The sequence below is a fragment of the Bradyrhizobium sp. INPA03-11B genome (assembly GCF_040446015.1).
Taxonomy (GTDB): Bacteria; Pseudomonadota; Alphaproteobacteria; order Rhizobiales; family Xanthobacteraceae; genus Bradyrhizobium; species Bradyrhizobium macuxiense_A.
Genome location: NZ_JASGSR010000020.1, coordinates 14,318 through 39,603, shown reverse-complemented (window position 1 = coordinate 39,603; position 25,286 = coordinate 14,318). Strand labels below are relative to the sequence as shown.

Annotated in this window: 21 protein-coding genes; 8 read left to right on the top strand and 13 right to left on the bottom strand. The window is 64.0% G+C overall.

Translation table 11 applies throughout. The annotated features are described in order from the left end of the window. Positions 1–3 precede the first annotated feature (3 nt). Positions 4–1,212 carry a deoxyguanosinetriphosphate triphosphohydrolase gene (locus QMZ05_RS10890; RefSeq protein ID WP_353700749.1) on the bottom strand — a complete coding sequence of 403 codons (1,209 nt, stop codon included), beginning with the start codon at positions 1,210–1,212 and terminating at the stop codon, positions 4–6. A 137-nt stretch (positions 1,213–1,349) separates the two neighbouring features. Here QMZ05_RS10890 and erpA point away from each other — a divergent pair, with 137 nt between their 5' ends. After that, entirely contained in the window at positions 1,350–1,679 is a 330-nt protein-coding gene (erpA, locus tag QMZ05_RS10885; RefSeq protein ID WP_016846874.1) for an iron-sulfur cluster insertion protein ErpA, read from the top strand. Between the two features lie 63 nt (positions 1,680–1,742). On the opposite strand, the gene QMZ05_RS10880 is transcribed toward erpA, so the two are convergent. After that, positions 1,743–4,871 (bottom strand): efflux RND transporter permease subunit, encoded by a 3,129-nt coding sequence (locus tag QMZ05_RS10880; RefSeq protein WP_353700748.1) that lies wholly within the window; start codon positions 4,869–4,871, stop codon positions 1,743–1,745. A gap of 3 nt (positions 4,872–4,874) precedes the next feature. After that, entirely contained in the window at positions 4,875–6,008 is a 1,134-nt protein-coding gene (locus QMZ05_RS10875) for an efflux RND transporter periplasmic adaptor subunit (protein ID WP_353700747.1), read from the bottom strand. 171 nt (positions 6,009–6,179) lie between these two features. Here QMZ05_RS10875 and QMZ05_RS10870 point away from each other — a divergent pair, with 171 nt between their 5' ends. Further along, the gene (locus QMZ05_RS10870; protein WP_353700746.1) at positions 6,180–6,638 is read left to right on the top strand and encodes a GNAT family N-acetyltransferase; all 459 of its coding nucleotides are present in this window, start codon (positions 6,180–6,182) and stop codon (positions 6,636–6,638) included. 10 nt (positions 6,639–6,648) lie between these two features. Then, positions 6,649–7,446: an exodeoxyribonuclease III gene (gene xth / locus QMZ05_RS10865; RefSeq protein WP_279705920.1), complete on the top strand. Its 798-nt coding sequence runs from the start codon at positions 6,649–6,651 to the stop codon at positions 7,444–7,446. A 49-nt stretch (positions 7,447–7,495) separates the two neighbouring features. On the opposite strand, the gene QMZ05_RS10860 is transcribed toward xth, so the two are convergent. The 5 genes from QMZ05_RS10860 to QMZ05_RS10840 all read right to left on the bottom strand — a co-directional run bounded on the left by QMZ05_RS10860 (position 7,496) and on the right by QMZ05_RS10840 (position 14,519). Further along, positions 7,496–8,332, bottom strand: a complete 837-nt coding sequence (locus tag QMZ05_RS10860) for a tetratricopeptide repeat protein (protein ID WP_167528861.1) — start codon at positions 8,330–8,332, stop codon at positions 7,496–7,498. Next, a complete protein-coding gene (gene ilvD, locus QMZ05_RS10855) occupies positions 8,319–10,043 on the bottom strand; it encodes a dihydroxy-acid dehydratase (RefSeq protein WP_353700745.1) in 1,725 nt (574 codons plus the stop codon). The genes QMZ05_RS10860 and ilvD overlap by 14 nt, the downstream gene beginning before the upstream one ends. Positions 10,044–10,389: 346 nt before the next feature. Further along, complete coding sequence (locus tag QMZ05_RS10850) at positions 10,390–11,976, bottom strand: diguanylate cyclase (protein ID WP_353700744.1); 1,587 nt, start codon at positions 11,974–11,976, stop codon at positions 10,390–10,392. Between the two features lie 303 nt (positions 11,977–12,279). Beyond that, entirely contained in the window at positions 12,280–13,257 is a 978-nt protein-coding gene (locus QMZ05_RS10845) for an NADPH:quinone oxidoreductase family protein (protein ID WP_353700743.1), read from the bottom strand. Between the two features lie 74 nt (positions 13,258–13,331). Then, on the bottom strand, positions 13,332–14,519 hold the full coding sequence (locus QMZ05_RS10840; protein ID WP_353700742.1) for an ABC transporter substrate-binding protein: 1,188 nt from the start codon (positions 14,517–14,519) through the stop codon (positions 13,332–13,334). Positions 14,520–14,715: 196 nt separating this feature from the next. On the opposite strand from QMZ05_RS10840, the gene QMZ05_RS10835 reads away from it, so the two are divergent. Both QMZ05_RS10835 and QMZ05_RS10830 read left to right on the top strand, forming a co-directional pair. Then, on the top strand, positions 14,716–15,609 hold the full coding sequence (locus QMZ05_RS10835) for a LysR family transcriptional regulator (RefSeq protein ID WP_353700741.1): 894 nt from the start codon (positions 14,716–14,718) through the stop codon (positions 15,607–15,609). Between the two features lie 266 nt (positions 15,610–15,875). Then, complete coding sequence (locus QMZ05_RS10830) at positions 15,876–16,058, top strand: hypothetical protein (RefSeq protein WP_146984079.1); 183 nt, start codon at positions 15,876–15,878, stop codon at positions 16,056–16,058. 273 nt (positions 16,059–16,331) lie between these two features. Here QMZ05_RS10830 and QMZ05_RS10825 read toward each other — a convergent pair whose 3' ends face one another. The 4 genes from QMZ05_RS10825 to QMZ05_RS10810 form a co-directional block, all read right to left on the bottom strand. Continuing rightward, positions 16,332–17,246, bottom strand: a complete 915-nt coding sequence (locus QMZ05_RS10825; RefSeq protein WP_353700740.1) for a hydroxymethylglutaryl-CoA lyase — start codon at positions 17,244–17,246, stop codon at positions 16,332–16,334. Beyond that, positions 17,243–19,252 (bottom strand): acetyl/propionyl/methylcrotonyl-CoA carboxylase subunit alpha, encoded by a 2,010-nt coding sequence (locus QMZ05_RS10820; protein WP_353700739.1) that lies wholly within the window; start codon positions 19,250–19,252, stop codon positions 17,243–17,245. The genes QMZ05_RS10825 and QMZ05_RS10820 overlap by 4 nt, the downstream gene beginning before the upstream one ends. Before the next feature lie 2 nt (positions 19,253–19,254). Then, positions 19,255–20,859, bottom strand: coding sequence for a carboxyl transferase domain-containing protein (locus QMZ05_RS10815; protein WP_353700738.1), 1,605 nt, complete (start codon positions 20,857–20,859; stop codon positions 19,255–19,257). An 85-nt stretch (positions 20,860–20,944) separates the two neighbouring features. Continuing rightward, on the bottom strand, positions 20,945–22,117 hold the full coding sequence (locus QMZ05_RS10810) for an isovaleryl-CoA dehydrogenase (protein WP_074126098.1): 1,173 nt from the start codon (positions 22,115–22,117) through the stop codon (positions 20,945–20,947). 192 nt (positions 22,118–22,309) lie between these two features. On the opposite strand from QMZ05_RS10810, the gene QMZ05_RS10805 reads away from it, so the two are divergent. Next, positions 22,310–22,963, top strand: coding sequence for a TetR/AcrR family transcriptional regulator (locus QMZ05_RS10805; protein ID WP_353700737.1), 654 nt, complete (start codon positions 22,310–22,312; stop codon positions 22,961–22,963). 2 nt (positions 22,964–22,965) lie between these two features. Beyond that, positions 22,966–23,463 (top strand): Lrp/AsnC family transcriptional regulator, encoded by a 498-nt coding sequence (locus tag QMZ05_RS10800; protein ID WP_353700736.1) that lies wholly within the window; start codon positions 22,966–22,968, stop codon positions 23,461–23,463. Between the two features lie 54 nt (positions 23,464–23,517). On the opposite strand, the gene QMZ05_RS10795 is transcribed toward QMZ05_RS10800, so the two are convergent. Then, positions 23,518–23,823, bottom strand: coding sequence for an ETC complex I subunit (locus QMZ05_RS10795; RefSeq protein WP_074126096.1), 306 nt, complete (start codon positions 23,821–23,823; stop codon positions 23,518–23,520). 259 nt (positions 23,824–24,082) lie between these two features. Between QMZ05_RS10795 and opgC the strand changes: the two genes are divergently transcribed. After that, a complete protein-coding gene (gene opgC, locus QMZ05_RS10790; RefSeq protein ID WP_353700735.1) occupies positions 24,083–25,246 on the top strand; it encodes an OpgC domain-containing protein in 1,164 nt (387 codons plus the stop codon). The last annotated feature ends 40 nt before the right edge of the window (positions 25,247–25,286 follow it).

The following is a 25,286-nucleotide window of genomic DNA, read 5'->3' as shown; positions in this document are numbered from 1 at the left end:
CGCCTAACGCAAATCCGGGGTCGAGTCAAAAAGCCTTTGGTGTTCGATCAGGGCGAAACGGTCGGTCATCCCGGCAATGAAATTGCCGATCCGCCTGTTCCGCGCGCTCGCGGTCTCCTGCACGCTGCCCTCGATCCATTCCGCCGGCAGGTCACCTGGCGATTGCCGGTAGCGCTCGAACAGGTTGCGCACCACCTGCTCGGCCTCCCGCATGACGATCATCACCCGTCGATGACGGTACATCCGCCGGAACAGGAATGCCTTGATCGCCGCCTCCTGCTCGGCCACCTCAGGCGGGAACGCGATCAGCGGCGCATTGTGGCGCCGCACGTCCTGGGCCGATTGCGGCTTGGCGGTCGCGAGGCGCCGGCTCGCCTCGCCGAACACGGCGCTGATGAAATGTGAGATCAGCTCACGCACCAGTTCAGCGCCGCGCCGGACCTCGTCGAGCCCGGGGTAATGGCGGTCGATCTCGGCGATGATCTCTGATGTCAGTGGCATCTCCTTGAGATCGTCGACCGCGAACAGGCCAGCGCGCAGGCCGTCGTCGATATCGTGCGCGTCATAGGCGATGTCGTCGGCGAAGGCCGCGATCTGCGCCTCGAGCGAGGCATAGCTCCAGAGCTCGAGGTCGTAGGTTTTGTTGTAGTCGGCGATCCCGACCGGAAGGCCGCCTTGCAAATAACGGCCGGCCGGCGCGCCGTTGCGTTCGGTCAGCGGGCCGTTGTGCTTGACGATCCCCTCGAGCGATTCCCAGGTCAGGTTCAGGCCGCCGAATTCCGGGTAGCGGTGCTCCAGCGAGGTGACGACCCGCAGCGCCTGCGCATTGTGGTCGAAGCCGCCGTCGGCCTTGAGGCAGTCGTCGAGTGCCCGCTCCCCGGCATGCCCGAACGGCGGATGGCCGAGATCGTGCGCGAGCGCCAGCGTTTCGGTCAGATCCTCGTCGACCCCGAGTTGGCGCGCCAGCGCGCGGGCGATCTGCGCCACCTCCAGCGAATGGGTCAGCCGGGTGCGGTAGTGATCGCCCTCATGGAAGACGAAAACCTGGGTCTTGTGCTTGAGGCGGCGGAACGCCGTAGAGTGGATCACCCGGTCACAGTCGCGCCGGAACGGGCTGCGGGTCCGGCTCGGCGGCTCCGCGACAAGCCGGCCCCGGCTACGGTCGGGGTCGCAGGCATAAGGCGCGCGGGGGGCAGCCATTCCGACCGACACAGTATTTTAGTCCTTATCCATTTGATTCCATGGTCCGACGCACTTAACTATGACTGAGGCGGCTGACCAAATGAATTGGGCATGACGCCGGGCATGATCCGATCCGGTCATACCCAGAATAGGTTTCGGAGACCGATATGACTGCTGCCATCACCGTCAGCGAACGGGCCGCCCGCCGGATCGGGCAGATCCTCAGCAAGGAAGGCGAAGGCGCCAAGCTGCGCATTTCGGTCGAGGGCGGCGGCTGCTCCGGTTTCCAGTACAAGTTCGACGTCGAACGCACCCAGGCCGATGACGACCTCGTGATCGAACGCGACAGCGCGGTGGTGCTGATCGATCCCGCCTCGGTCCCGTTCCTGGCGGGCTCAGAAGTCGACTTCGTCGACGACCTGATCGGCGCCTCGTTCCGCGTCGTCAATCCGAACGCCACCGCCTCCTGCGGCTGCGGCACCAGCTTCTCGATCTAACGCCCCACGCCCCCACGCAGTTTCCCGACGCGAGCCGGTAACGGGTTCGCGTGAGAGACTACGCTATTCCGCCGCAACCACCTGCGGCCGCTCGACGTCGCCATCCGCCTCCGCCTGGGGATCGAGCTTGCGCCTCAGCCTGCGGTCGATGCGGTCGAGATAGATGTAGATCACGGGCGTGATGAACAGCGTCAGCAGCTGCGATACGCAGAGGCCGCCGACCACGGCGACACCGAGCGGCTGACGCAGCTCGGCGCCGGCGCCCGCGCCGAGCGCGATCGGCAGCGTGCCGAAGATCGCCGCGAACGTCGTCATCATGATCGGGCGGAAGCGCAGCAGCGCGGCCTCGCGGATCGCGTGCTCGGCGCTGAGACCGACACGGCGGCGCTCCAGCGCGAAGTCGACCATCATGATCGCGTTCTTCTTGACGATGCCGACCAGCATCACGATGCCGATCATCGCGATGACCGACAGCTCCATGCCGAACAGCATCAGCGTCAGGATCGCGCCGATGCCGGCCGACGGCAGGCCGGAGATGATGGTGATCGGGTGGATGAAGCTCTCGTAGAGAATGCCGAGGATCACGAAGGCAGCGAACACCGCGGCGAGGATCAGGACGCCCTGCCCGCGCAGCGAATCCTGGAACACCTGCGCGGTACCGGAGAAGCCGGTCGCGATGGTCGGCGGCAGGTTCGCGGTCTGCTCGAGCTCGGTGATCTTGTCGACCGCGTAGCCGAGCGAATTGCCGGGCGCGAGGTTGAACGAGATCGTCACCGCCGGCTGCTGGCCCTGGTGGTTGATCTGCAGCGGTCCGACCGTCGGCACCAGCCGCGCCACCGCATCGAGCGGAATGGTCTGGCCGTTCGCGGTCTTCATGTAGAGCTTTGACAGATCGGACGGATCCACCCGGAACTGCGGCTGCACCTCCAGGATGATCTGGTAGTCGTTCGACGGCATGTAGATGGTGCCGACCTGCCGCGCGCCATAGGCGTTGTAGAGCTGGTTGCGGACCTGATCGACGGTGACGCCGTAGACCGCCGCCTTCTCGCGGTCGATGTCGACCGTCATCTGCGGGTTCTTGATGTAGAGGTCGGTGGTGACGTCGAGGAGCCCTGCGATCTTCTCGATCTTGTCGCGCATGTCAGGCGCGAGGCGGTACAGCGCCTCGGTATCGCCGCTCTGCATCACATACTGATACTGGCTCTTGGAAATCCGCCCGCCGATGTTGAGGTTCTGGATGCTCTGGAAGAACGCCTGCATGCCCGGGATCTCGCGGGCCTTCTGGCGGAGACGGCCGACCACGACGGCGGCGCTGTCGCGTATCTTCTGCGGCTTCAGCGCGATGAACAGCCGGCCGTAATTCGCGGTCGGATTCGGACCACCGGAGCCAACCGTGGAATTGATGTACTCGATCGCCGGATCGGTCCGCAGCACCTCGACCAGCGCCTGCTGACGTACCTTCATCGCCTCGAACGAGGTGTCGGTCGCGGCCTCGGTCACGCCGATCAGGAAGCCGGTATCCTCCTGCGGAAAGAAGCCCTTCGGCACGATCATGTAGAGGTAGATGGTGCCGCCGAGCGTCGCGAGCGTCACCACCAGCATCAGCGCTTTCTTGGCCAGCACCCAGTCCAGCGCCCATTCATAGGCGCGCAGCCAGGCCTCGAACATCGCCTCGAATGCCCGCAGCACGATGTTCGGCCGCTTGGCCGCATCATGCGCGCGCAGCACGCGGGCGCACAGCATCGGCGTCAGCGTGAGCGACACGAAGCCGGAGACGATGATCGAGACCGAGATCGTGACCGCGAATTCGCGGAACACGCGGCCGACGATGCCGCCCATCAAGAGCACCGGGATGAACACGGCGATCAGCGAGAAGGTGATCGAGATGATGGTGAAGCCGATCTCGCGGGCGCCCTTCAGCGCCGCCTCGAACGGCTTCATGCCGTGCTCGATATGGCGGACGATGTTCTCCAGCATGACGATGGCATCATCGACCACGAAGCCCACCGAGAGCGTCAGCGCCAGCAGCGTCATGTTGTTGATCGAGTAATCCAGCGCGTACATCACAGCGCAGGTGCCGAACAGCGAGATCGGCACCGCCAGCGCCGGGATAAAGGTCGCCGACGCCGAGCGCAGGAACAGGAAGATCACGAGGATCACGAGCGCGATCGCGATCAGCAGGGTTTCCTCGACGTCGCTGACCGCCTGCCGGATCGAGACCGAACGGTCCATCATGACCTGCATGGTCACCGAGGGCGGAATCGCGGCGCGCAGCGACGGCAGTTTTGCAAGGACGGCGTCGACGACGGCCACGGTATTGGCGTCGGGCTGCTTCTGGATCGCGAGCACGATCGCGCGCTCGTCGTTCATCCAGGTCGCGATCTTGTCGTTCTCGACGCTGTCATAGACCTTGGCGATCTCGTCGAGGCGGACCGGCGAGCCGTTGCGCCAGGCGACATAGATCTGGCGGTAGTCGGCAGCCTTGTCCATCTGGCCGGAGGCCTGCAATGCAACGTCCTGCTTCGGACCGTTCAGCGTGCCGACCGGCGTCGAGGAATTGGCGCGCGACACCGCGGCACGGATATCCTCCATCGAGACTCCGCGGGCGGCAGCGGCTTCCGGATCGGCCTGGACGCGGATCGCAAATTTCTGCGCGCCGTAGATCAGGACCTGCGCGACGCCCGGCAATTGCGACAGCGCCTGCCCGATCGTGATGTCGCCATATTCATTGACCGCCGACAGCGGCAGCGTCGCCGATCCCAGCGAGACGAACAGTACCGGGAAATCCGCCGGGTTCACCTTCCGGAAGCTCGGCGGAATCGTCATCTCGATCGGCAGCCGGCGCTGCGCGATCGTCAATGCCGTCTGCACGTCGAGCGCGGCGGCATCGATGCTGCGGTTGAGGTCGAACTGGATGGTGATGACGCTCGTGCCCTGCGAGGAGTTCGAGTTCATCGAGGAGATGCCGGCGATGGTCGAGAGCTGGCGCTCGATGATGCCGGCAACCGATGCCGCCATGGTGTCGGCGCTGGCGCCGGGCAGCGTCGCCGTGACCGCGATGGTCGGGAAGTCGACCTTCGGCAGCGCCGAGACCGGCAGCAGGCGGAAGCCGAACACGCCGAATGCGATGATCGACGCCGTGATCAGCGTCGTCATGACCGGACGGCGGATGCAGAGCTCGGACAGCGTCATCGGTCAGGCTCCGGCCTTACGCGCCCGCAGCTCGACCCGCGATCCCTCCGACAGCAGCAGCTGGCCGTCGACGACGACGCTTTCATCGCCCGCCAAACCGTCCGAGATCACCGATGAGCCCTGGAAGGTGCGATCGACCTTGACCGGCTGGACCTTGGCGACGCCGTCCCTGACGACGAAGACGAAATTGCCGTTCTGGCTGCGCTGGACCGCGACCGTCGGCACCACGACGGCGTCCTCGCTGCGGATGATCAGCTTGGTCTGCACGATGGTGCCGGGCCACAGCGTCTCGCTGGCATTGTTCATGATGCCGCGCACGGTCACCATGCCGGTGGTCGCATCGACGGCGTTCTCGACCATCGCGACCTTGCCGCTCTCGGAGCGCTGGTGGCCGGGAATGGTTGCGATCACCTTTGAATCGCCCTTCCCCATGGCGTCGCGCAAATCGACCAGCGCACGCTGCGGGATCGCGAAGGTGACATAGACCGGCGCCATCTGGTTGATGACCGCGAGCGGCTGGGTGTCGGCGGGACGGACGAAGTTCCCGACCTTGACGTTGGCGGCGCTGATCCGCCCCGAGAACGGCGCTCGGATGACAGTGTAGCTTTTCTGGACGCGGAGATTTTCCAGCGCGAACTGGTCGGCCTTGATGGTGCCGATCAGGACGTCGGACTGGGTCTTGGCATTGTCGAGGTTGACCTGGGTGGTCGCGCCCTTGCCGACCAGCTCGGTGTAGCGGCGCAAGTCGCGCTGCGCGCCCTCGAGCTGGGCCTGGTCGCGGGCCAAGACGCCCTCGGCCTGCTCGATCTGGGCATCGATCTGCCGCGCGTCGAGCATGAACAGCAGGTCGCCTTCATTGACCCTGGCGCCGTCCTCGAAATGGACCGAGACGATGGTGGTCTCCAGCCGCGACTTCAGCGCCACGCTGGAGATCGGCGTGACCTGTCCGATCGCATCGACATCGACCGGAACCGATTTGCGTTCCGCCTTGGCGAGGTCCACCGAGACGACCCGCGGCCGCGGGGTCCCGTGTGCAGTGGCGGCACCGCCACTCATCCATGAAGCGCGGGTCATGTAAGCCGCCCCGGCCGCAATGCCGAGAACAGCGACAGTCAGAACCAAACTGCGTTTTTTCATAAGTTTTGCACGTGCGCCGCCCGCTCCCCTTGAGGGCCGGGACGCTTCGCAACTCCCCCGTCGGCAATTGTTACGCCTTGTTTCTGGAGAGGGTTAGCACAGCAGGGCTGCGCATGGTATGCCACCAAAGTGAAAAACTGCGCCGCGTCGAGCGCTGCGAATCGCTGCCTTATGTCCACCTCCGTCCTGATCTGCAGCTGGGAAGACGCCCGCGAACGCGCCGGCGCCATCCGTTACAATGTCTTTGTCGAAGAACAGGGCGTGCCGGTCGAACTGGAGTGGGACGACATGGACGCGTCGAGCTGGCATGCGCTGGCATTGGCCGAGGACGGCACCGCCGTGGCGACAGGCCGGCTGCTCCCCGACGGCCATATCGGCCGCATGGCCGTGCTCAAAATGGCACGCGGCACGGGCGTTGGCGCCCGGGTGCTGGAGGCGCTGATGGCCAAGGCGGCCGAACTCGGCTATCCCGAACTGATCCTCAACGCGCAGACGCACGCGGAGCCGTTCTATGCGCGCGCCGGGTTCGAACGGTGCGGCGACGAGTTCGAGGAAGCCGGCATCCCACACATCGAGATGCGGAAACGCTTGGACCAGGCGGAGCGCTTGCCGACGCGCCGCGTCAAATAGAGGACTTCCGATGACTGTTCGCATCGCCACCTGGAACGTCAACTCGGTCCGGCAACGGATCGAGCTGCTGGTCGCCTGGCTGAAGGAGTGCTCTCCGGACATCGTCTGCCTGCAGGAGATCAAATGCGTCGATGACGCGTTTCCCCGGCTCGAGGTCGAGGCGCTCGGGTATAATGTCGTCACCCACGGGCAGAAGACCTTCAACGGCGTCGCGCTGCTCTCCAAGCTGCCGTTCGACGAGACCAAATCCGGCCTAGCCGGTGACGACGAGGATGCCCATGCCCGCTTCCTCGAAGGCGTCGTCACGCTGAAGCAGGGCGTGGTGCGGGTCGCGTGCCTTTATCTGCCCAACGGCAACCCCGCTAATACCGACAAATATCCCTACAAGCTCAAATGGATGTCGCGGCTTCTTGAGTACGCGAAGGAACGGCTTAAGGCCGAGGAGCCGCTGATCCTGGCCGGCGACTACAACGTCATCCCGGCGGCCCGCGACGTCTACAATCCGGCCGCCTGGACCGACGACGCCCTGTTCCGGCCTCAGACCCGGGAGGCCTTCCAGTCGCTGCTCGGCCTCGGCCTGACCGATGCGCTGCGTGCGGTCAATGACGAGCCCGGCCAGTACACTTTCTGGGACTATCAGGCCGGCGCCTGGCAGAAGAACTGGGGCCTGCGGATCGACCATCTGCTGATGTCGCCGCAGGCCAGCGATCGGCTGATCGATGTCGGTATCGACAGCTATGTCCGCGCCTGGGAGAAGCCGTCCGACCATGTCCCGGTCTGGGCCGATCTCGATTTCGAGACCGCCTGAGCCCCAGGCAAGCCCCGAAGGCCGCCCGCGATATCAGTCGCGGCGGCCTCTAATCGCGACGACCTTGCACCCAGTGCTCGAGCATCTGCAGCGCCATCGCACGGTCGTCTTCCGACGCCTTGGCGATCGCCCGGTTGTAGCTTTCCTTGATCCAGGCCTCGTCGGGCGTTGCGCTGTCACGCGCCAGGGTCAGCCACATCAGGCCGCGCGCCCGCTGCGGCGGCAGCCGGTCGCCGTTGAATAGCATCTGGCCGAGCAGCGCCTGCGCCTGATGCTGGCCCTTCTGGGCGGCGAGCCCGAGCCAGCGCGCGCCATAGCGGAAATCGTCCCGCGAGGCGTCGGGCGTCTTCAGGTACAGCCGGGCAAGGTCGTACTGGGCGTCGGCGTTACCGAAATAGGACGCCGCATAGGAGAACATCTCCCGCGCCCGCTCGGTGTCCGCCTTCACCTTGGAATTGGGAATGCCGCTCAGATAATAGCGGCCGAGCGCCACGAAGGCGTTGGCCACGATCGAGGCCTGCGGCGCCGACGGGGAATCCTCGGCATGCGCATTGGCGATCCGGCTGAAATACTCGAAGGCGCGCATGTCGTCCTGGATCACGCCGTCGCCCTCGGCGTACATCTTGCCGAGCTTCCACTGCGCCACGGGATGGCCGCCCTCGGCCTGATACTGCAGAGTGCTGAACGAGGAGGTCGGCGCGGTCGCGGTCGGTGCGACCGGGCTCGCAGCCCGCTTCAGCGCGGCGGCCGTCCCCGGCTGCGGGGAAACCACCGGAAGAACGGTATCCTGGGGGCTTACCGGGGCTCCGTCGAATCCGAATCCAGGGCCCGCCACCGGAATGGCCCCTAACGCAAACGCAAAAATCGTACGCTTAAACGTCCGCATAACACTGTTTCTCGTGCGCGCCACCCGGATGGGTGACTGCGCCATCCACCGCCGGCCCCACTTGCTCGGCGTACTTCCACAGCGCACCAGATGTGTGGTTAGTCGCGCGAGGGGCCCATTTGGTCTTACGATTTGCGAGCTCGGCGTCGCTCAATTTTACGTCAAGTGCGCCGGCGACCGCATCGATCTCGATGATGTCGCCGTCCTGCAATAACCCGATCGGCCCGCCGACGGCCGCTTCAGGTCCAATATGTCCGATGCAGAAGCCACGGGTGGCGCCGGAGAACCGGCCATCGGTGATCAGGGCAACCTTGCCCCCCATCCCCTGCCCGGTCAGCGCCGCCGTGGTCGCCAGCATCTCCCGCATCCCGGGACCGCCCTTCGGCCCCTCGTAGCGGATCACAATCACTTCGCCTTCCTTATAGGTGCGCTTCTGCACCGCCTCGAAGGCGTCTTCCTCGCGGTCGAAGCACCGGGCCGGACCGGTAAACTTCAGGTTGGACATGCCCGCGACCTTCACGATCGCACCCTCCGGAGCGAGATTACCCTTCAGACCGACAACGCCACCTGTCACGGTGATAGGTTTGTCGGCCGGCCGCACCACATCCTGGTGCGGATTCCATTTCACGCTTTTGAGGTTTTCGGCGATCGTTCGGCCAGTGACGGTCAGGCAATTCCCGTGCAGGTGGCCATTGTCGAGCAGCGTCTTCATCAGCAGCGGAATGCCACCTACTTCAAACATGTCTTTGGCAACATAACGGCCGCCCGGCTTCAAATCCGCGACGTAAGGAGTCTTTTTGAAGATTTCGGCAACGTCGAACAAATTGAATTTAATGCCGCACTCATGGGCGATCGCCGGCAGGTGCAGCGCAGCATTGGTCGAGCCGCCCGAGGCCGCAACCACAGCCGCAGCATTCTCAAGGGCTTCGCGGGTAACGATGTCGCGCGGCCGGATGTTTTTCTGGATCAGCTCCATCACCTTCTCGCCGGCGGCGGCGCAGAAGGAGTCGCGGATCTCGTAGGGCGCCGGCGCCCCGGCCGAATACGGCAGCGCGAGGCCAATCGCCTCGGACACGGTCGCCATGGTGTTGGCGGTGAACTGGGCGCCGCAGGCGCCAGCCGACGGGCACGCCACCCGCTCGATCTCGTCGAGGTCCTCGTCCGACATGGCGCCGACCGAATGCTTGCCGACCGCCTCGAACATGTCCTGCACGGTAACCGGTTGCCCGCGGAAGTTGCCGGGCAGGATCGAGCCGCCATAGATGAAGATCGAGGGCACGTTGAGCCGGACCATCGCCATCATCATGCCCGGCAGCGACTTGTCGCAGCCGGCGAGCCCGACCAGCGCGTCATAGGCGTGGCCGCGGACGGTGAGCTCGACCGAATCGGCGATGCATTCGCGCGACGGCAGCGACGAGCGCATGCCGTCATGGCCCATCGCGATGCCGTCGGTCACGGTGATGGTGCAGAACTCGCGCGGCGTGCCGCCGGCGGAAGCCACGCCCTTCTTCACTGCCTGCGCCTGGCGCATCAGCGAAATGTTGCAGGGGGCCGCTTCATTCCAACATGAAGCAACGCCGACAAACGGTTGATGAATCTGGGCTGTCGTCAGCCCCATCGCGTAGAGATAGGAACGATGCGGCGCGCGCTGGGGCCCTTCCGTCACGTGACGGCTCGGCAGCCTGCTCTTGATGTTCGTCTTGACGTCCATCGCGACCCTGTTCCGACGCTCTTTTCCTGCGCTCTTTCCTCCATCAACGCCGGAACCCGAAAAAATGTCCCGTCGTCGGAGCGCTGGCTATTCAGCTAGGTGAATATCCTTTCATGGGAGGGTGTGGCTAAAAAGCGGCGCGACTACGGATGGGCTGCTTTTAGGATTAAATGTTCAGGTGTCGTTGCAAAAACGCAACAATCGTGGCCGCCGCGCAACCATGTATTACCAGTCCTTATGGGAACCTGACAGGCGCCTGACAAAGCAGTCTTTAAGTTGCGGCATCTGAATTAATTTCGCTCTAGTTGTGAGCCGACCGATGAGAACGGGACGCGTGGCGCTTCGCCTACTCCGCTGCCAGCTTCGGTGGCGCCGGAGGCGCCCAGCACTCGACACGATTTCGGCCACGCTCCTTGGCCTGGTACAGCGCCGCATCGGCGGCCCTCATCAGGGCTTCTATCCCGGGCATGCTCGTGAAGGCCTCGGCAACGCCGATGCTCACCGTGAGCGACACCGGACGATCATCCGCGCCCAGGGTCAACGCTTCCGCCCGCTTGCGAATGCGCTCGGCGACCGTGCGGGCGCGCGACAACGTCGTTTCCGGCAAGAGGACGGCAAACTCCTCGCCTCCGACGCGGCCCACAACGTCGGACTTGCGTTTCCCGCGAATGCAAATCTCGGCAACGGCCTTGATCGCCTCGTCGCCGACCGCATGGCCGAACCGGTCGTTGATGCTCTTGAAGTGATCGATATCGACCATCAAGACGGATACGGAACGGTAGTAGCGCTGAAACCGGCTCCACTCTGCATCCAACGTGGTCAGGAAGTGCCTGCGGTTGAACAGGCCGGTGAGCGGATCGGTGGTCGCGAGCACCTCGAGCTGTTGCGCGTTGCGTACGAGATCGGTGACGTCGACAAAGGTCAGCATCCGACCGCCGTTTGCCATCGTCGAGCAATGGACCCTGATGTTGCGGCCGTCCGGCGTCTGCACGTCGCGCTTGTGATCGCCGGCCTTGATCTCCGCGATCCGCTTCGCCGGAAAGGCTTTGACCTGCTCCGGCGTCGCGCCGGTCGGGACTGCGCGGCGATTGCGCGTGATAAGCGTGACGTAAGCCGGATGCCGCGCGACCTCCTCCTCGCTCACCTCCCAGAAATCCCGCATTCTCCGGTTGAGGAAGATCGCATTGAGATCACCATCGAGCAGCACGACACCGTCCTCAACATTCTCAAGCGCACCGGTCAGCACCTTCAGCTTGTCGGACGCGCGCACGATGTCGGTCACGGGCGTATAGCTCACCATCCGTCCGCCGTCGGGCAGCGGCGTGCACTGACACCGAACCACATCGCCGTTGCTGCGCCTGAGATCGATCGGGTTTGCGTCCCCGACGCTCACAAGACGGACGCGCTCGGCAACATAGGCCTGGAGCTGCTCGGCCGGCAGCTCATAGGCCATGATCTTGCAGCCGTGATGCATCAGATCGGTGAAGCTGGGGTTGCGGTCGGCAACCGCGTCGGGGAGCGCCCACATGTTCCGGAACGCGCGGTTGATGAACTGGGCTTTCAGCTCTGCGTCCAGGAGCAGGATGCCGACCGGGATCTGATCGAGCGCCGCCCGCAGCGCCAGCATGTGCCCGCGCAGGATATCGCCGCTGCGCCGCTCGGGAATGGCGGCCGGCGCGGGAGCGGCAGGAACTGCAGGCGCCGGCGCCGCGGCACTTGCCCGCTGCTCCTCAAAGGCAAGGCCGAGCTGCCGGTCCGACTGCCACAGCCGTTTGCACGGCCTCACCTGGTTGGTGCCGACAAGCAGCAGTTGGACGTGGTCGGGAATGCCGATCGTGGCTTCGAGTTCCACCGTCGCGCCCGCATCGGTGAGCTGCCGGACCGTGCAGTCGAACGCGGACCGCCCGAAATTGAAGACGATCTTCCCGGCCAAGAAAGTTCGGCCGCGAGAAGCTGACACCTGTCCGGACATGGCTGGAACCTACCTGGAGCAATTGCGAGCCCGCTCACATCAGCACTTTTGAGTCACCAAGCCATGAACGCTATCGGGGGATTTTGAATCGGCAACCGACGACGAGGATTGCGTGCGCTGCACTGCAAAACGAGTTCCATTTGGTGGCCCGCCCCCCGGTGCCCCCCTTCATCTGACCGCGCGTTGCGCTACCCCGTTCGGCGAGCCATCAGGCGCGCAAGTGTGCGCCGGAAAGTCGACGGGATCTGTGAAGCGCAACGATCGTCAATCGATCCGAACGACCATCTTCCCGAGCGCCGAGCGCGTCGTCATCGCCGCGAATGCTCCACGAAAATCCTCAAAGGCAAAAATCCTGCCCACCACGGGAACAAGTGTCTTGTTGCTCAGCCAGGTGAACAGTTGCGCAATCACCCGCTCCCGCACCTCAGGCTCACGACGGCCAATCTGGGCCAGGTCGACGCCCAAAAGTGCACCTCCTTTTAGAAGAGGCAAATTGAACTTCAGCGCCGGGATGTTTCCCGACGCGAAGCCGATCACGAGGTGCCGGCCATTCCAGGCAATCGAGCGAAACGCCTGCAGGCTCAACTCGCCCCCGACCGGATCATAGATGACGTCTGCGCCATGACTTCCCGTAAGTCTTTTGAGTTCGTCTCGCCATCCCTCATGCGTGTAGTCCAAGCCTGCATCCGCACCACATTCGATCGCAAACTGGCGCTTCTCTTCAGTCGAGGCCGCCGCAATGACGCGTGCACCCAGCAACTTTCCGAGCTGCACGGCGGCTATTCCAACGCCGCCTGCAGCGCCCAAGACCAGGAGTGTCTCGCCGCTGCGCAGCTTTCCTCGTGCGCTGAGCGCGTAAAGCGCCGTGAGGTAGTTGGCGAAGAACGAGGCGCCCATCTCGGGCGTGACGCCATCCGGCGTCATGAACAGGTCGGCAGCCGAGGCGCAGATATACTCGGCGAGACTGCCGTTTCTGACCATCCCTATCACCGGCGTGCCCGGCGCGAATCCCTCGATATCTGAAGCCACTGCATCGACGACACCCGCAAATTCCGAGCCCGGCGTAAACGGCAAGGGGTCCTTGGTCTGGTAGAGGCCCTGCACTTTCAGGCCATCCACGAAGCCGACGGCGGCTGCCTGGACCCGAACGCGAACCATCCCCGAAGACAATTCCGGCTTGGCCACGTTCTTGATCGCGATGTTTTCAATGCGATCGTAATCCTCGACGACAACTGCCTTCATGACCCCTCTTGGTAGCTCAAGCCCGGCGAGACGTCTCGCAGCGGCTGGTCGAAACAGACTTCTGTCGCAGCGCGCTATTCCGGCAACAGCATCCATCGCCTGCCTTCAAACTTCATCAGGCGAACCTTCTTGATCAACCGATAATCGGTCTTGCTGGTCTCGAGCGTGATCCCGGGAAGCAGCATTGGAACACGAAAGTTGACGCTCGCAGCACTCGCCATGATGCCCTTTCGGGTCAGATCCCGGCCGGCCGCTTCCAGAATCTTCACAAGGCACCAAGCCTGCGCGTAAGCGTAGACATTCAGGTAATCGTTCACGTCGCCCTGCGGATGGTATTTCGACATCCAGGCGCGCCAATCCTTCATCTCCGTATCGTCCGCCCACTGCGGATCACTCGCGTCCTTGAGATACGCCGAACTGACGACGCCTTGCGCCGCCTCATAGCCCGCCGGTTCGAGGACGCCGGCAACGCTGCTTGCGGTCTGGGCGACGAACGTGGCGGGCTTCCAGCCAAGCTCGTGGATTCCTCTTATGATCTGGGCGCCAAACTTGGGCGTCGCGTGAAAGAAGAAGGCCGTCGCTTCGGACGATTTCAATTTCGCCAACTGAGAGGTGACCGTCGGCTCCGATGTATCGTACGTCGCTTCACCGGCAAGCAGCGACACCTTGTCGCCAAGGCCGGCCTTGAATCCCGTGGCGTAGTCCCTTCCCGAATCGTCGTTCGCGTACATGAGCGCGATCTTGGCGCCCGGCTTGTCTGCAAGGATGCGCTTCGCATAAGTAGACGCTTCGTCGAAATAGTTCGGCTGCCACGGCATGGTCCAGGGATATTGGGCAGGGTCCGTGAGATTGGTTGCCCCCGCGGCAAGAAGGAGATGGGGCACGCCTTTCGCATTCAGATACTTGCGTATCGCAAGGTTCGTGGGCGTACCCAGGCTGCCGAAGATCAGCGCCACCTCGTCCTGCTCAACGAGCTTCCTGGTCTGCTCGACCGTCTTCGGTGGGCTATAGGCATCATCAAGGCAGAGGAGCTCGATCTTTCGGCCGTTCACTCCGCCGCGGTCGTTTATCATCGAGAAGAAGGCTTCGTGAGCCCGTCCAACGACGCCATAGGCAGATGCCGGACCTGAGAACGGTACGGTTTCGCCGATCTTGATTTCCTGCGCCGTGATCCCCGGCATCTCCTCGGCTGCGAAGCCCGTTCTCGTGGTCGCAGCAGCCAGCAAGCCGGCGAGAGCATCCCGCCGCGTCAGCTTGATCATGATGGTGTTTCCTTGCTCCAGTAGGCTTTTCTTATTGCCCGAACACAGTCCCAGTTTGACGCATCGATCAGCGCCGGTTCTGGAGACGCTTGTGCTCCACCCGTCCCCGCCTCAGGTTTGCTCCGGAAATCAACGTACTATAGGTTGCGAAGGAGCACTCCTTGGGAGGCAAAGATTTCAGTTATCGGTTTTTTCGATGAGTGGTCCCAATCTGCAGAACGTCGCAACATTTCTCAAAGTGGTGGATTTGGGCGGGTTCGCGTCGGCTGCACGGGAGCTTGGTGTCACGCAATCGACCGTGAGCCGGCGCGTAGCCGATCTTGAGCAGCATCTGGCGTGCAAGCTGCTTGAACGTACGACAAGGCGATTGTCTCTTACCGAGGCGGGCGCTCGCTACTGCGAGTCTGTTCGTGCGCTGGTGACAGGTCTTGCGGCGGCCGATGCCGACCTCAACGACGATCACGGTCACGCCCAAGGTTCGCTTCGGGTCACGGCTCCTCTCGGATACGGGCGCACATGTGTTCTGCCGGCTCTCGCCCAATTCTCGGAACTGCATCCTCAGGTGCATTTGCAAATCGACTTCTTCGATCGCTACGCGGACCTGTTCAAGGATGGCTATGATTTCGCGATCAGGTTAGCCGAGCCGCAGGTGACCGGGCTTGATGCCAGGTCAGTGGGCTGGATCAAGCCGTTTTTATGCGCAACTCCGACGTTTCTGAATTCACGACCCATCAAGAAAATCGAAGACCTCGAGTCGGATCGTTGCCTCGTACAGCGCACCTACGCGCCGCGAACGGTATGGTCGGTACGGCACGCCGGGGTTTCAAAGCATCTGCAGATCAAGCCGCGCATGGTGCTGAGCGACATCTACGCAATCCATGATATGGCCCTCGCGGGGGTAGGCGCGGCTATCCTCCCGGATTTTCTTGTCACGGAAAATCTGAACCAGGGTCGATTGTCGCTGGTATCGCCGGATATCGCCTTGGATCCCGTCCCGATCTTTCTGGTGTGGCCGAGCTACAAGGCTAATTTGCCTCGGGTCAGGGCATTGCGGGAGTTTCTCGAGCAGGCACTTCGAACTGAACCGTAAACCGCTGGCAGTTCGTAGGACAGATGAAACGCTGCCATGTCCATCAATGCGCGCGGAGACAGGATGGGGATCGCTTCCGCCTTCGCTGTTCGAGCTACGGCGGACAAATCGCTCCACCCATCCTGCGGCTACAGTTCCATCCCCCATCAATCGGTCAATGTCGCTGTCGGGAAGAATTTAGTTCTATCGTATAATTATGCTACGCTAGACGCAGCCGGAGGAGTAGCGTCGCAACTCCCTCAGTAACAGTCAGGGAAACGCCCGCCATGTCTGCTCTCCAAGCGAAGCTGGAACGTTTTGAGACCCTCGCCAACGAATGCGAGCTGATCGCGAGCAGGACGCTGGATGGGAGCAACCGCGAACTATACCAGCGGCTAGGCGGGCATTATCGCGAGCTGGCGACCGATATGAGGACCATGATTGCGACCATCGACGCAGCGGCGGCGTAAGAAAAAGGGCCGCTCGAAACAACAAGCGGCCCAAGTCTAGGGAGGAAACGCCCTCAAGGAGGGCGGCGATAGCGCAAGGCGCTACCGCACCCTGCCCATATGGGGTGAGAGTTCGGCTTCGGGAGCCCGGACTACGCAAGCCAGGGGCGCGACTTGTGCGCCTTGAATCTGGGCTTCCCAGCGCATAGCTCTGAATGCGACCGCTGGAGACTGCGACCGCCTGGAGACAACGAGCACTTCGCGGGTAGCACGCAGCGATACCCACCCCAAAATCTACGACGCGCCGAGCCGCTTTCGCTTCGCGTTCAGCGCCGAGGCGACGCGGCTCACCGGCGGGCGGCCGAGCAAGGTGGCGACCTCGTTCGTCGTCGCCAGCAACCTGTCCATGTCCACGCCGGTTTTCACGCCCATGCCCTCGAGCATGTAGACGACGTCCTCCGTCGCGACATTGCCGGTGGCGCCAGGGGCGTAGGGGCAGCCGCCGAGGCCGCCGGCAGCGGCATCGATGACGCGGACGCCCTCTTCCATGCCGGCGTAGAGGTTGGCCAGCGCCTGGCCATAGGTGTCGTGGAAATGCATCGCAAGGTTGGCGACCGGAAGCTCCGCGCCGACCGCGCGCAGCATCTCCCTGGCCTTGAGCGGCGTACCGACGCCGATGGTGTCGCCGAGCGAGATTTCGTAGCAGCCGAGATCCCACAGCGTCATCGCGAGATCGGCGACCGCCTTCGGCTTGATCTCGCCGTCGAACGGACAGCCGAGCACGCAGGAAATATAGCCGCGCACCTTGACGCCATCGGCCTTGGCGCGCGCCAGCACCGGCTTGAAGCGCTCGATCGACTCCGCGATCGAGCAATTGATGTTGGCGCGCGAAAAGCCTTCGGAAGCCGCCGCGAACACCGAGACCACCTTGGCGCCGGCCGCACGCGCTGCGTCATAGCCCTTCTCGTTCGGCACCAGCACATGGAATTCGGCGTCCTTGATATGGCCGACACCGCGCAGCACCTCATCGGAGCTCGCCATCTGCGGAATCGCTTTCGGCGAGACGAAGGCGCCGACTTCGACGGTGTTGAGCCCTGCCGCCACCAGCGCCTCGACGAAGGCGATGCGCGCCTCGACGCTGACCGGCGTCTTCTCGTTTTGCAGGCCGTCGCGCGGCCCCATCTCGACGATGCGGATCTGATCGCTCATGACGCGGCCTGAGGTTCGACCTCAGCAAGCTCGACGCCCTCGCCGACGATGTCGCCGACCTTGCATTTCAGCTTCTTCAGCACACCGGCATACGGCGCGCGCAAGGTCTGCTCCATCTTCATCACTTCGAGCGTGAGGATCGGCGCACCCTTCTCCAAGGTCGCGCCCTCCTCGGCCAGCAGCGCGACCACGGTGCCCGGCAACGGCGCGACGATCTTGTCCTCGCCGACCTGCTCTTCGCTCTCGCCGCCGAACGGATCGACCCAGTGCAGGTCGAAGCGACCGTTGCGGGTGCGCAGGTAAAGCTCGTGGCCCTCGATGACCGAGGCGACGCGCGACTTGAGGCCGTTGAGCGTCAGGTCGAAGCCATCCTCGCCGGCCGACGAGATTGCAAAGGTGAGCTCGCGCCCGCCGACCGATAGCGTCGACGGGCCGTTGCCATAATGCAGCGTGATGGTTTGCGGCGGCTCATGGCCTTGCCGCAACGAGAACACCCGCTGGCGGCGGCCGACCGGCATCCAGCCGAACGCCTGCCAGGGCGAATTCGCCTCGCGCCTCGCCGCCATCTGCTCGTCATTGACGATCGCAGCCACTGCCGCGCAGAGCTCGAACTCGCCGGCGGCGCCGGTGCCGGCCGTCAGGTTCTTCAGCTCGCGCTCGATGAAGCCGGTATCGATCGCATTGGTGCGGGTCGCCGGATGCGTCACCAGCGCCGACAGGAACGGAATGTTGGTGACGATGCCGCGGACGTCGGTCTGCTCCAGCCCGCGATTGAGCCTCTCGATCGCGCCTTCGCGCGTCGGCGCCCAGGCGATCACCTTGGCGAGCATCGCGTCGTAGTATGGCGAGACGTTATCGCCGCTGCGATAGCCGGCATCGATGCGCAGGCCGTCGCCGTCCGGCGGCGTCCGCCAGGTCTTGATGCGGCCCACCGAAGGCATGAAGTTCTTCTGCGGATTTTCCGCGTAGACGCGCGCCTCGATGGCATGCCCGTTCAGCTTGATCTCATTCTGCTTCAGCGGCAACGCCTCGCCGAACGCGACGCGCAGCTGCCATTCCACGAGATCGACGCCAGTGATCAACTCGGTGACGGGATGCTCGACCTGCAAACGGGTGTTCATCTCGATGAAGAACACGTCCTTGCCGTCGGAGACGAACTCGATGGTGCCGGCGCCGACATAGTTGACCGCACCGGCGGCCTTGCGAGCGGCCTCGCAGACCGTCTCGCGTTGCGCGGCGTTGAGGGTCGGCGACGGCGCCTCTTCGATCACCTTCTGGTGACGCCGTTGCAGCGTGCATTCGCGCTCCCACAGCGAGAGCAGATTGCCATGGCTGTCGCCGATGATCTGCACCTCGATGTGGCGTGGGTTCTGGACGTATTTCTCGATCAGCATGCGGTCGTCGCCGAACGCCGCCTTGGCCTCGCGCTTGGCGCTGGTGATCGCGGCCGTGAGTTCGGCCGCCGAATTGACCACGCGCATGCCGCGGCCGCCGCCGCCGGCCGACGCTTTCACCAGCACCGGGAAGCCGATCCGGTTCGCGGCCTCGGCCAAAATCGCCTCGTCCTGCGCCTCGCCGTGATAGCCGGGCACCAGCGGTACGCCGGCCTTCTCCATCAGCGCCTTGGAGCCGGACTTCGAGCCCATCGCCGTCATCATCCCGGCGGTCGGGCCGACGAACACCAAACCACCGTCGAGGCAGGCCTGCGCGAACTCGGCATTCTCCGACAGGAAGCCGTAGCCGGGATGCACCGCCTCCGCGCCGGTCTCCTTGGCCGCCGCGATGACGCGCTCGATATTGAGATAGCTGTCGCGCGCTCGCGCAGGACCGAGCAGCACGGCCTCATCGGCGAGCGCGACATGCATCGCGTCGCGGTCGGCCTCGGAATAAACCGCGACAGTGCGCAGCCCCATGGCGCGCGCCGAGCGGATAACGCGGCAGGCGATCTCGCCACGGTTGGCGATCAGAAGCGTGCGGAAACGCCGGTAGAGTTTTGAGCGGTCCATGATCACATCCTGAACAGGCCGAATTTGGTGGGCTCGATCGGCGCATTGGCGGCGGCCGACAGGCCGAGCCCGAGCACCAGACGCGTGTCGGCGGGATCGATCACGCCGTCATCCCACAGCCGCGCCGTGGCGTAATACGGATTGCCTTGCTTCTCGTATTGCGCGCGGATCGGCTCCCGGAACTTGTCTTCCTCTTCCGCCGACCAGCTCTCGCCCTTGGCCTCGATGCCGTCGCGCCGCACCTGGCTCAGCACCATCGAAGCCTGCTCGCCGCCCATCACCGAGATGCGGGCGTTCGGCCACAGCCAGAGGAAGCGCGGGCTGTAGGCGCGGCCGCACATGCCGTAATTGCCGGCGCCGTAGGAGCCGCCGATCACGACGGTGAATTTCGGCACGCCGGCGGTCGCAACCGCCGTCACCAGCTTGGCGCCGTCGCGCGCGATGCCGCCGGCCTCGTACTTCTTGCCGACCATGAAGCCGGTGATGTTCTGCAGGAACACCAGCGGGATGCCGCGCTGGCAGCACAGCTCGATGAAATGCGCGCCCTTCAGCGAGCTCTCGCTGAACAGGATGCCGTTGTTGGCGATGATGCCGACCGGATAGCCCCAGATATGGGCGAAGCCGCAGATCAGGGTGGTGCCGTAGAGTTTCTTGAACTCGTCGAACTCGGAGCCATCGACGATCCGCGCGATGATGTCGTGCACGTCGAACGGCTTGCGGCCGTCGGCGGAGACCACGCCGTAGACCTCCTCGGCGGGAAACAGCGGTTCCTGCGGCGGGCGCATATTGAGCGCCGCCTTCGCCGGCTGCTTCAGCGTGCCGACGATGCGGCGCGCGATCCCGATCGCGTGCGCATCGTTCTGCGCGTAGTGATCGGTCACGCCCGACTGCCTCGAATGCACATCGGCACCACCGAGCTCTTCGGCGGTGACGACCTCGCCGGTCGCGGCCTTCACCAGCGGCGGGCCGCCGAGGAAGATCGTGCCCTGGTTGCGCACGATGATGCTCTCGTCCGACATCGCCGGCACATAGGCGCCGCCGGCGGTGCAGGAGCCCATCACGATCGCGATCTGCGGGATGCCCTGCGACGACATCTGGGCCTGGTTGTAGAAGATGCGGCCGAAGTGCCGCTCGTCGGGAAAGATCTCGTCCTGCAGCGGCAGGAAGGCGCCGCCGGAATCCACCATGTAGACGCAGGGCAGATTGTTCTGCCGCGCGATGTCCTGCGCGCGCAGATGCTTCTTCACCGTCATCGGGTAATAGGTGCCGCCCTTGATGGTGGCATCGTTGGCGACGATGATGCATTCACGGCCCGCGATGCGCCCGACGCCGGTGATGACGCTCGCCGAATGCACGTCGCCGCCGTACAGGCCATTGGCGGCGAGCGGCGACAGCTCGAGGAACGCGGTGCCGGGATCGACCAGCAGATCGACGCGGTCGCGCGCCAGCATCTTGCCGCGCGAGGTGTGGCGCTTGCGCGAGGTCTCACCGCCGCCGCCGGCGACATGCCTGAGCTTGTCGCGGAGCTCCGCAACCAGGCCTCGCATCACGTCGGCGTTGCGGGCGAATTCAGAAGACGTGGGATCAATCGTCGAATGAAGCGGCATCGGTGTTGCACGTTTCGTTGGAGGAGCCGACGGGATTTGGGGAAGCGGGCCGCCGCGCCGGAGGGCGCGACGGCCGTTGCGAGGCTCAGGCCGTCTTGGCGAACAGCTCGCGGCCGATCAGCATGCGGCGGATCTCGCTGGTGCCGGCGCCGATCTCGTAGAGCTTGGCGTCGCGCAGCAGGCGGCCGGTCGGATAGTCGTTGATATAGCCGTTGCCGCCGAGCAGCTGGATCGCATCCAGCGCGCATTGGGTGGCCTTCTCCGCTGCATAGAGGATGGCGCCGGCGGCGTCCTCGCGCGTGGTCTCGCCGCGGTCGCAAGCCTTTGCCACCGCGTAAACGTAAGCGCGCGAGGCGTTCATCGTGGTGTACATGTCGGCGATCTTGCCCTGCACCAGCTGGAACGAGCCGATCGGCTCGCCGAACTGCTTGCGCTCGTGGACGTAGGGCAGCACCACGTCCATGCAGGCCTGCATGATGCCGATCGGCCCTGCCGCGAGCACCGCGCGCTCATAGTCGAGGCCACTCATCAGCACGTTGACGCCGCGGCCGACCTCGGAGAGCACGTTCTCCTCCGGCACTTCGCAATCCTCGAACACCAGCTCGCAGGTGTCGGAGCCGCGCATGCCGAGCTTGTCGAGCTTCTGCGCGGTGGAGAATCCCTTCATGCCCTTCTCGATGATGAAGGCGGTCATGCCACGTGGGCCGGCGTTGGCATCGGTCTTGGCATAGACCACCAGCGTCTCGGCGTGCGGACCGTTGGTGATCCACATCTTGTTGCCGTTGAGGATGTAGCGGTCGCCCTTCTTGTCAGCCCGCGTCTTCATCGAGACCACATCCGAGCCGGCGCCGGGCTCCGACATCGCGAGCGAGCCGACATGCTCGCCCGAAATCAGCTTCGGCAGATATTTGCGCTTCTGCGCCTCGTTGCCGTTGCGGCGGATCTGGTTGACGCAGAGATTGGAATGCGCGCCGTAGGCCAGTCCGACCGAGGCGGACGCCCGCGAGATCTCTTCGACCGCGACGCAATGCTCGAGATAGCCGAGGCCCGAGCCGCCATACTCCTCCTCAACCGTGATGCCATGCAGGCCGAGCGCGCCGATCTTCGGCCAGAGGTCGCGCGGAAAGCTGTTGGAACGATCGATCTCGGCGGCACGCGGCGCGATCTCGTTGGTCGAGAAATCATGCACCGTCTCGCGGATCGCGTCCGCGGTCTCGCCAAGGTCGAAATTGAAGATTGCCGCCTGGTTCGAGGCCATGATCCCTCCCGTGAGATTCATCCTGCAATTAAACGATCATACGTTTTTTTCTTGGCTTCGCAAGCGACTGTGCTAAGGTTGCTGCATGAAATCCGCAGTTCATTGAATTCACTGGGATTTCATGCGATAAACATACGGTCGTTCGCTTGTTTCCGGCACTCCCTGACAAGCCAACATCCCTCCGAGGCCCCGATGGCACGCACGATCGGCTCACATGGCCCCACGACGCTGGAGGCGATCCGCAAGGCCGGCGTGCGCCTGATCTTCGAGCATGGCTACGAAGCCATGAGCCTGCGCCAGCTTGCCGCCGAGGTCGGCATCCAAGCGGGCTCACTCTACAATCATATCTCAACCAAACAGGACCTGCTGTTCGATCTGGTGCAGGACCATATCAACGATTTGCTGCGCGAGCTTGATCAGGCGCTGGAAGGCAAGGCCGATCCGGTCGAGAGGCTGCGCGCCTTCGTGGCCTTCCACGTCACCTATCACATGACCCGCAAGCGCGAGGTCTTCATCGCCAATTCCGAGCTGCGCAGCCTCGATGCCAAGAACTACGACGCCGTGGTGGCGTTGCGCGGCGCCTATGAGCAGCGGCTGGCGCAGATCCTCACCGACGGGGCGTCGGAGGGCGTGTTCGAGGTCGTCGACATCCAGGTCGCGACCTTCGCGATCCTGGCGCTGCTGACCGGGCTGTGCACCTGGTACCGGCCCGGCGGCCGGCTGACCCGCGACGCCATCATCGCAGCGCACGAGAAGCTGGTGCTGTCGGGCGTTGCGCCGCAGACCGCGGCCAGCCAGGCGAGCCACGGCAGCAACGGTCCGCGGACCGCAGTGGCGGGTTCGTGACCGTGACAGAGCGCCCACAGCTCGATGACATCGATCTGCGGATCCTGTCCGAGCTGCAACGCGACGGCCGGATCAGGATCAACGAGCTCGCCGAGCGGGTCGGCATCACGGCCCCTCCCTGCTTGCGTCGGGTCCGCGCCCTGCGCAGCCGCGGCGTGGTGCAGGCGATCCGCGCCACGCTCGACGAACGGCTGCTCGGCTATGAGGTGACGACCTTCGTCCTGATCCAGCTCGACAGCCAGAACCTGGTTGCGATCGAGGCGTTCGAGGCCGCCGTGGCGGAGGTGCCGCGGTTCCTGCAATGCTGGCGGATCTCGGGCGATGCCGATTTCATGCTGAGATGCGTCGCGCCCAGCGTCGACGACATGCGTCAGCAGTTGCTGCAATTCGCCGGCCTGCCCAACGTGCGTAAAATTCGAAGCTTTCCCGTGCTCGGCGTTTCCAAGGATGCGCCGCTGCCGATTCCGGGCGCCCTCGCCGCGCCAAGCCAGGCGGGCTGATCCGATCGCCGGCCCGGGTTGGTCGAACCAGTCGGTTCGGTCAATGGGGCCCGACTAGTGGGTCCACGGCTCCCAGCGGCGGAACGCAAAATTGTCCGCATAGGCGATCTGGCGGTGCGCCGAATCCTTCGGCTCGATCACCTGGTAGGCGATGCCCTTGCGCTCGCAATAGGCCACCGCCTCCTCCTTGGTATCGAAGTGCAGCGTGAGCTGCTGCTTCATGTCGGTCGACGAGGTCCAGCCCATCAAGGGCTCCACGGTGCGCGGCTGCTCCGGCTCGTAGTCCAGCTGCCACGCCTTGGTCTTGGCACGTCCCGATTGCATCGCGTTTTTGGCGGGCTTAAAAATGCGTGCGGTCATGGATGGTCGGCCCCGTGGGATGTGCAACATGGAAGCGATTTGAAGGAAACCGTCGGGATAGTATAGAGACACCGTTCAACGAACTGATCGGTGATTCCTCGATCTCGGAGGTCGCCTTCGCCGGACCGGTATAGTCATTCTACCGCGCTGTGACAATCTGGCCCCGGGGGCGCTCCGGAGGCTCTCCTTTGGGCCCGCGGGGCCAGATTGCCATAGCGCGGTCTTCTCGACAGCATCACCTCGAGGAAGCGGCGCCCCCATGGAAATCCACGCTCATTTGCCCGAAAAAGGACGTGACCTCCGGCTCGACCTGTTCCGCGGGATCGCGAACTGGGCGATCTACCTCGATCACATCCCCGACAACATCGTGAACTGGATCACGACGCGCAACTACGGCTTCAGCGACGCCGCGGACCTGTTCGTCTTCATCTCCGGCTACACTGCGTCCTTCGTCTATGCCCGCATGATGCTGGAGCGCGGCTTCATCGTCGGCGCTACAAGGCTGACCAAGCGGGTCTGGCAGCTCTATGTCGCCCACATCATCCTGTTCGTGATCTACATCGCCTCGATCAGCTATCTGGCGCTGCGCTTCGGCGATTCCGAGATCATCAACGAGTTCAATGTCGCCGGTCTCGTCGACAACGCTACCGAGACGCTGCGCCAGGGCCTGTTCCTGAAGTTCAAGCCGGTCAATCTCGACGTGCTGCCGCTCTACATCGTGCTGATGGGCCTGTTCCCGCCGGTGCTGTGGTTCATGCTGCGGCGGCCGAACTGGACCATGCTGGCCTCGCTCGCGCTCTGGCTGGTCTCGCGCCATTTCGGCTGGAACCTGCCCGCCTACCCGGCCGGCACCTGGTACTTCAATCCGTTCGCCTGGCAGGTGCTGTTCGTGTTCGGCTCGTGGTGCGCGATGGGCGGCGCGCGCGCCAACATGCACATCATCAACTCGCGCTACACGCTGTGGTTCTGCATCGCCTACATGATCTTCGCGCTGATCATGACGATGGCCGGCCGCTTCCCGGACTTCGGCGCGATGTTCCCGGACTGGCTGTATTCGGCCTTCAACCCGAACGACAAGACCAACCTCGCGCCCTACCGCTTCCTGCACTTCGTGGTGATCACGGTGCTGGTGATCCGCTTCGTCCCGAAGGACTGGTCGGCGCTGGAGTGGAAGGTGTTCGATCCCCTGATCGTGTGCGGCCAGCAGTCGCTCGCGGTGTTCTGCGTCGGCGTGTTCCTGTCCTTTGTCGGACATTTCGAGCTCTCGATGAGCTCGGGCTCGCTGTTCGCACAGATCTTCGTCAGCATCTCCGGCATCGCGATCATGACGATCGTGGCCTATTACATCTCGTGGTCGAAGCGGCAGGACAAGCCGATCAAGCCGCCGGCACAGAAACCCGCGGCGCCGGCGAAGGCGGCGTAACCCTCCCAGTTGAGCATGGTCGCGCAAACGCTTCGCGTTT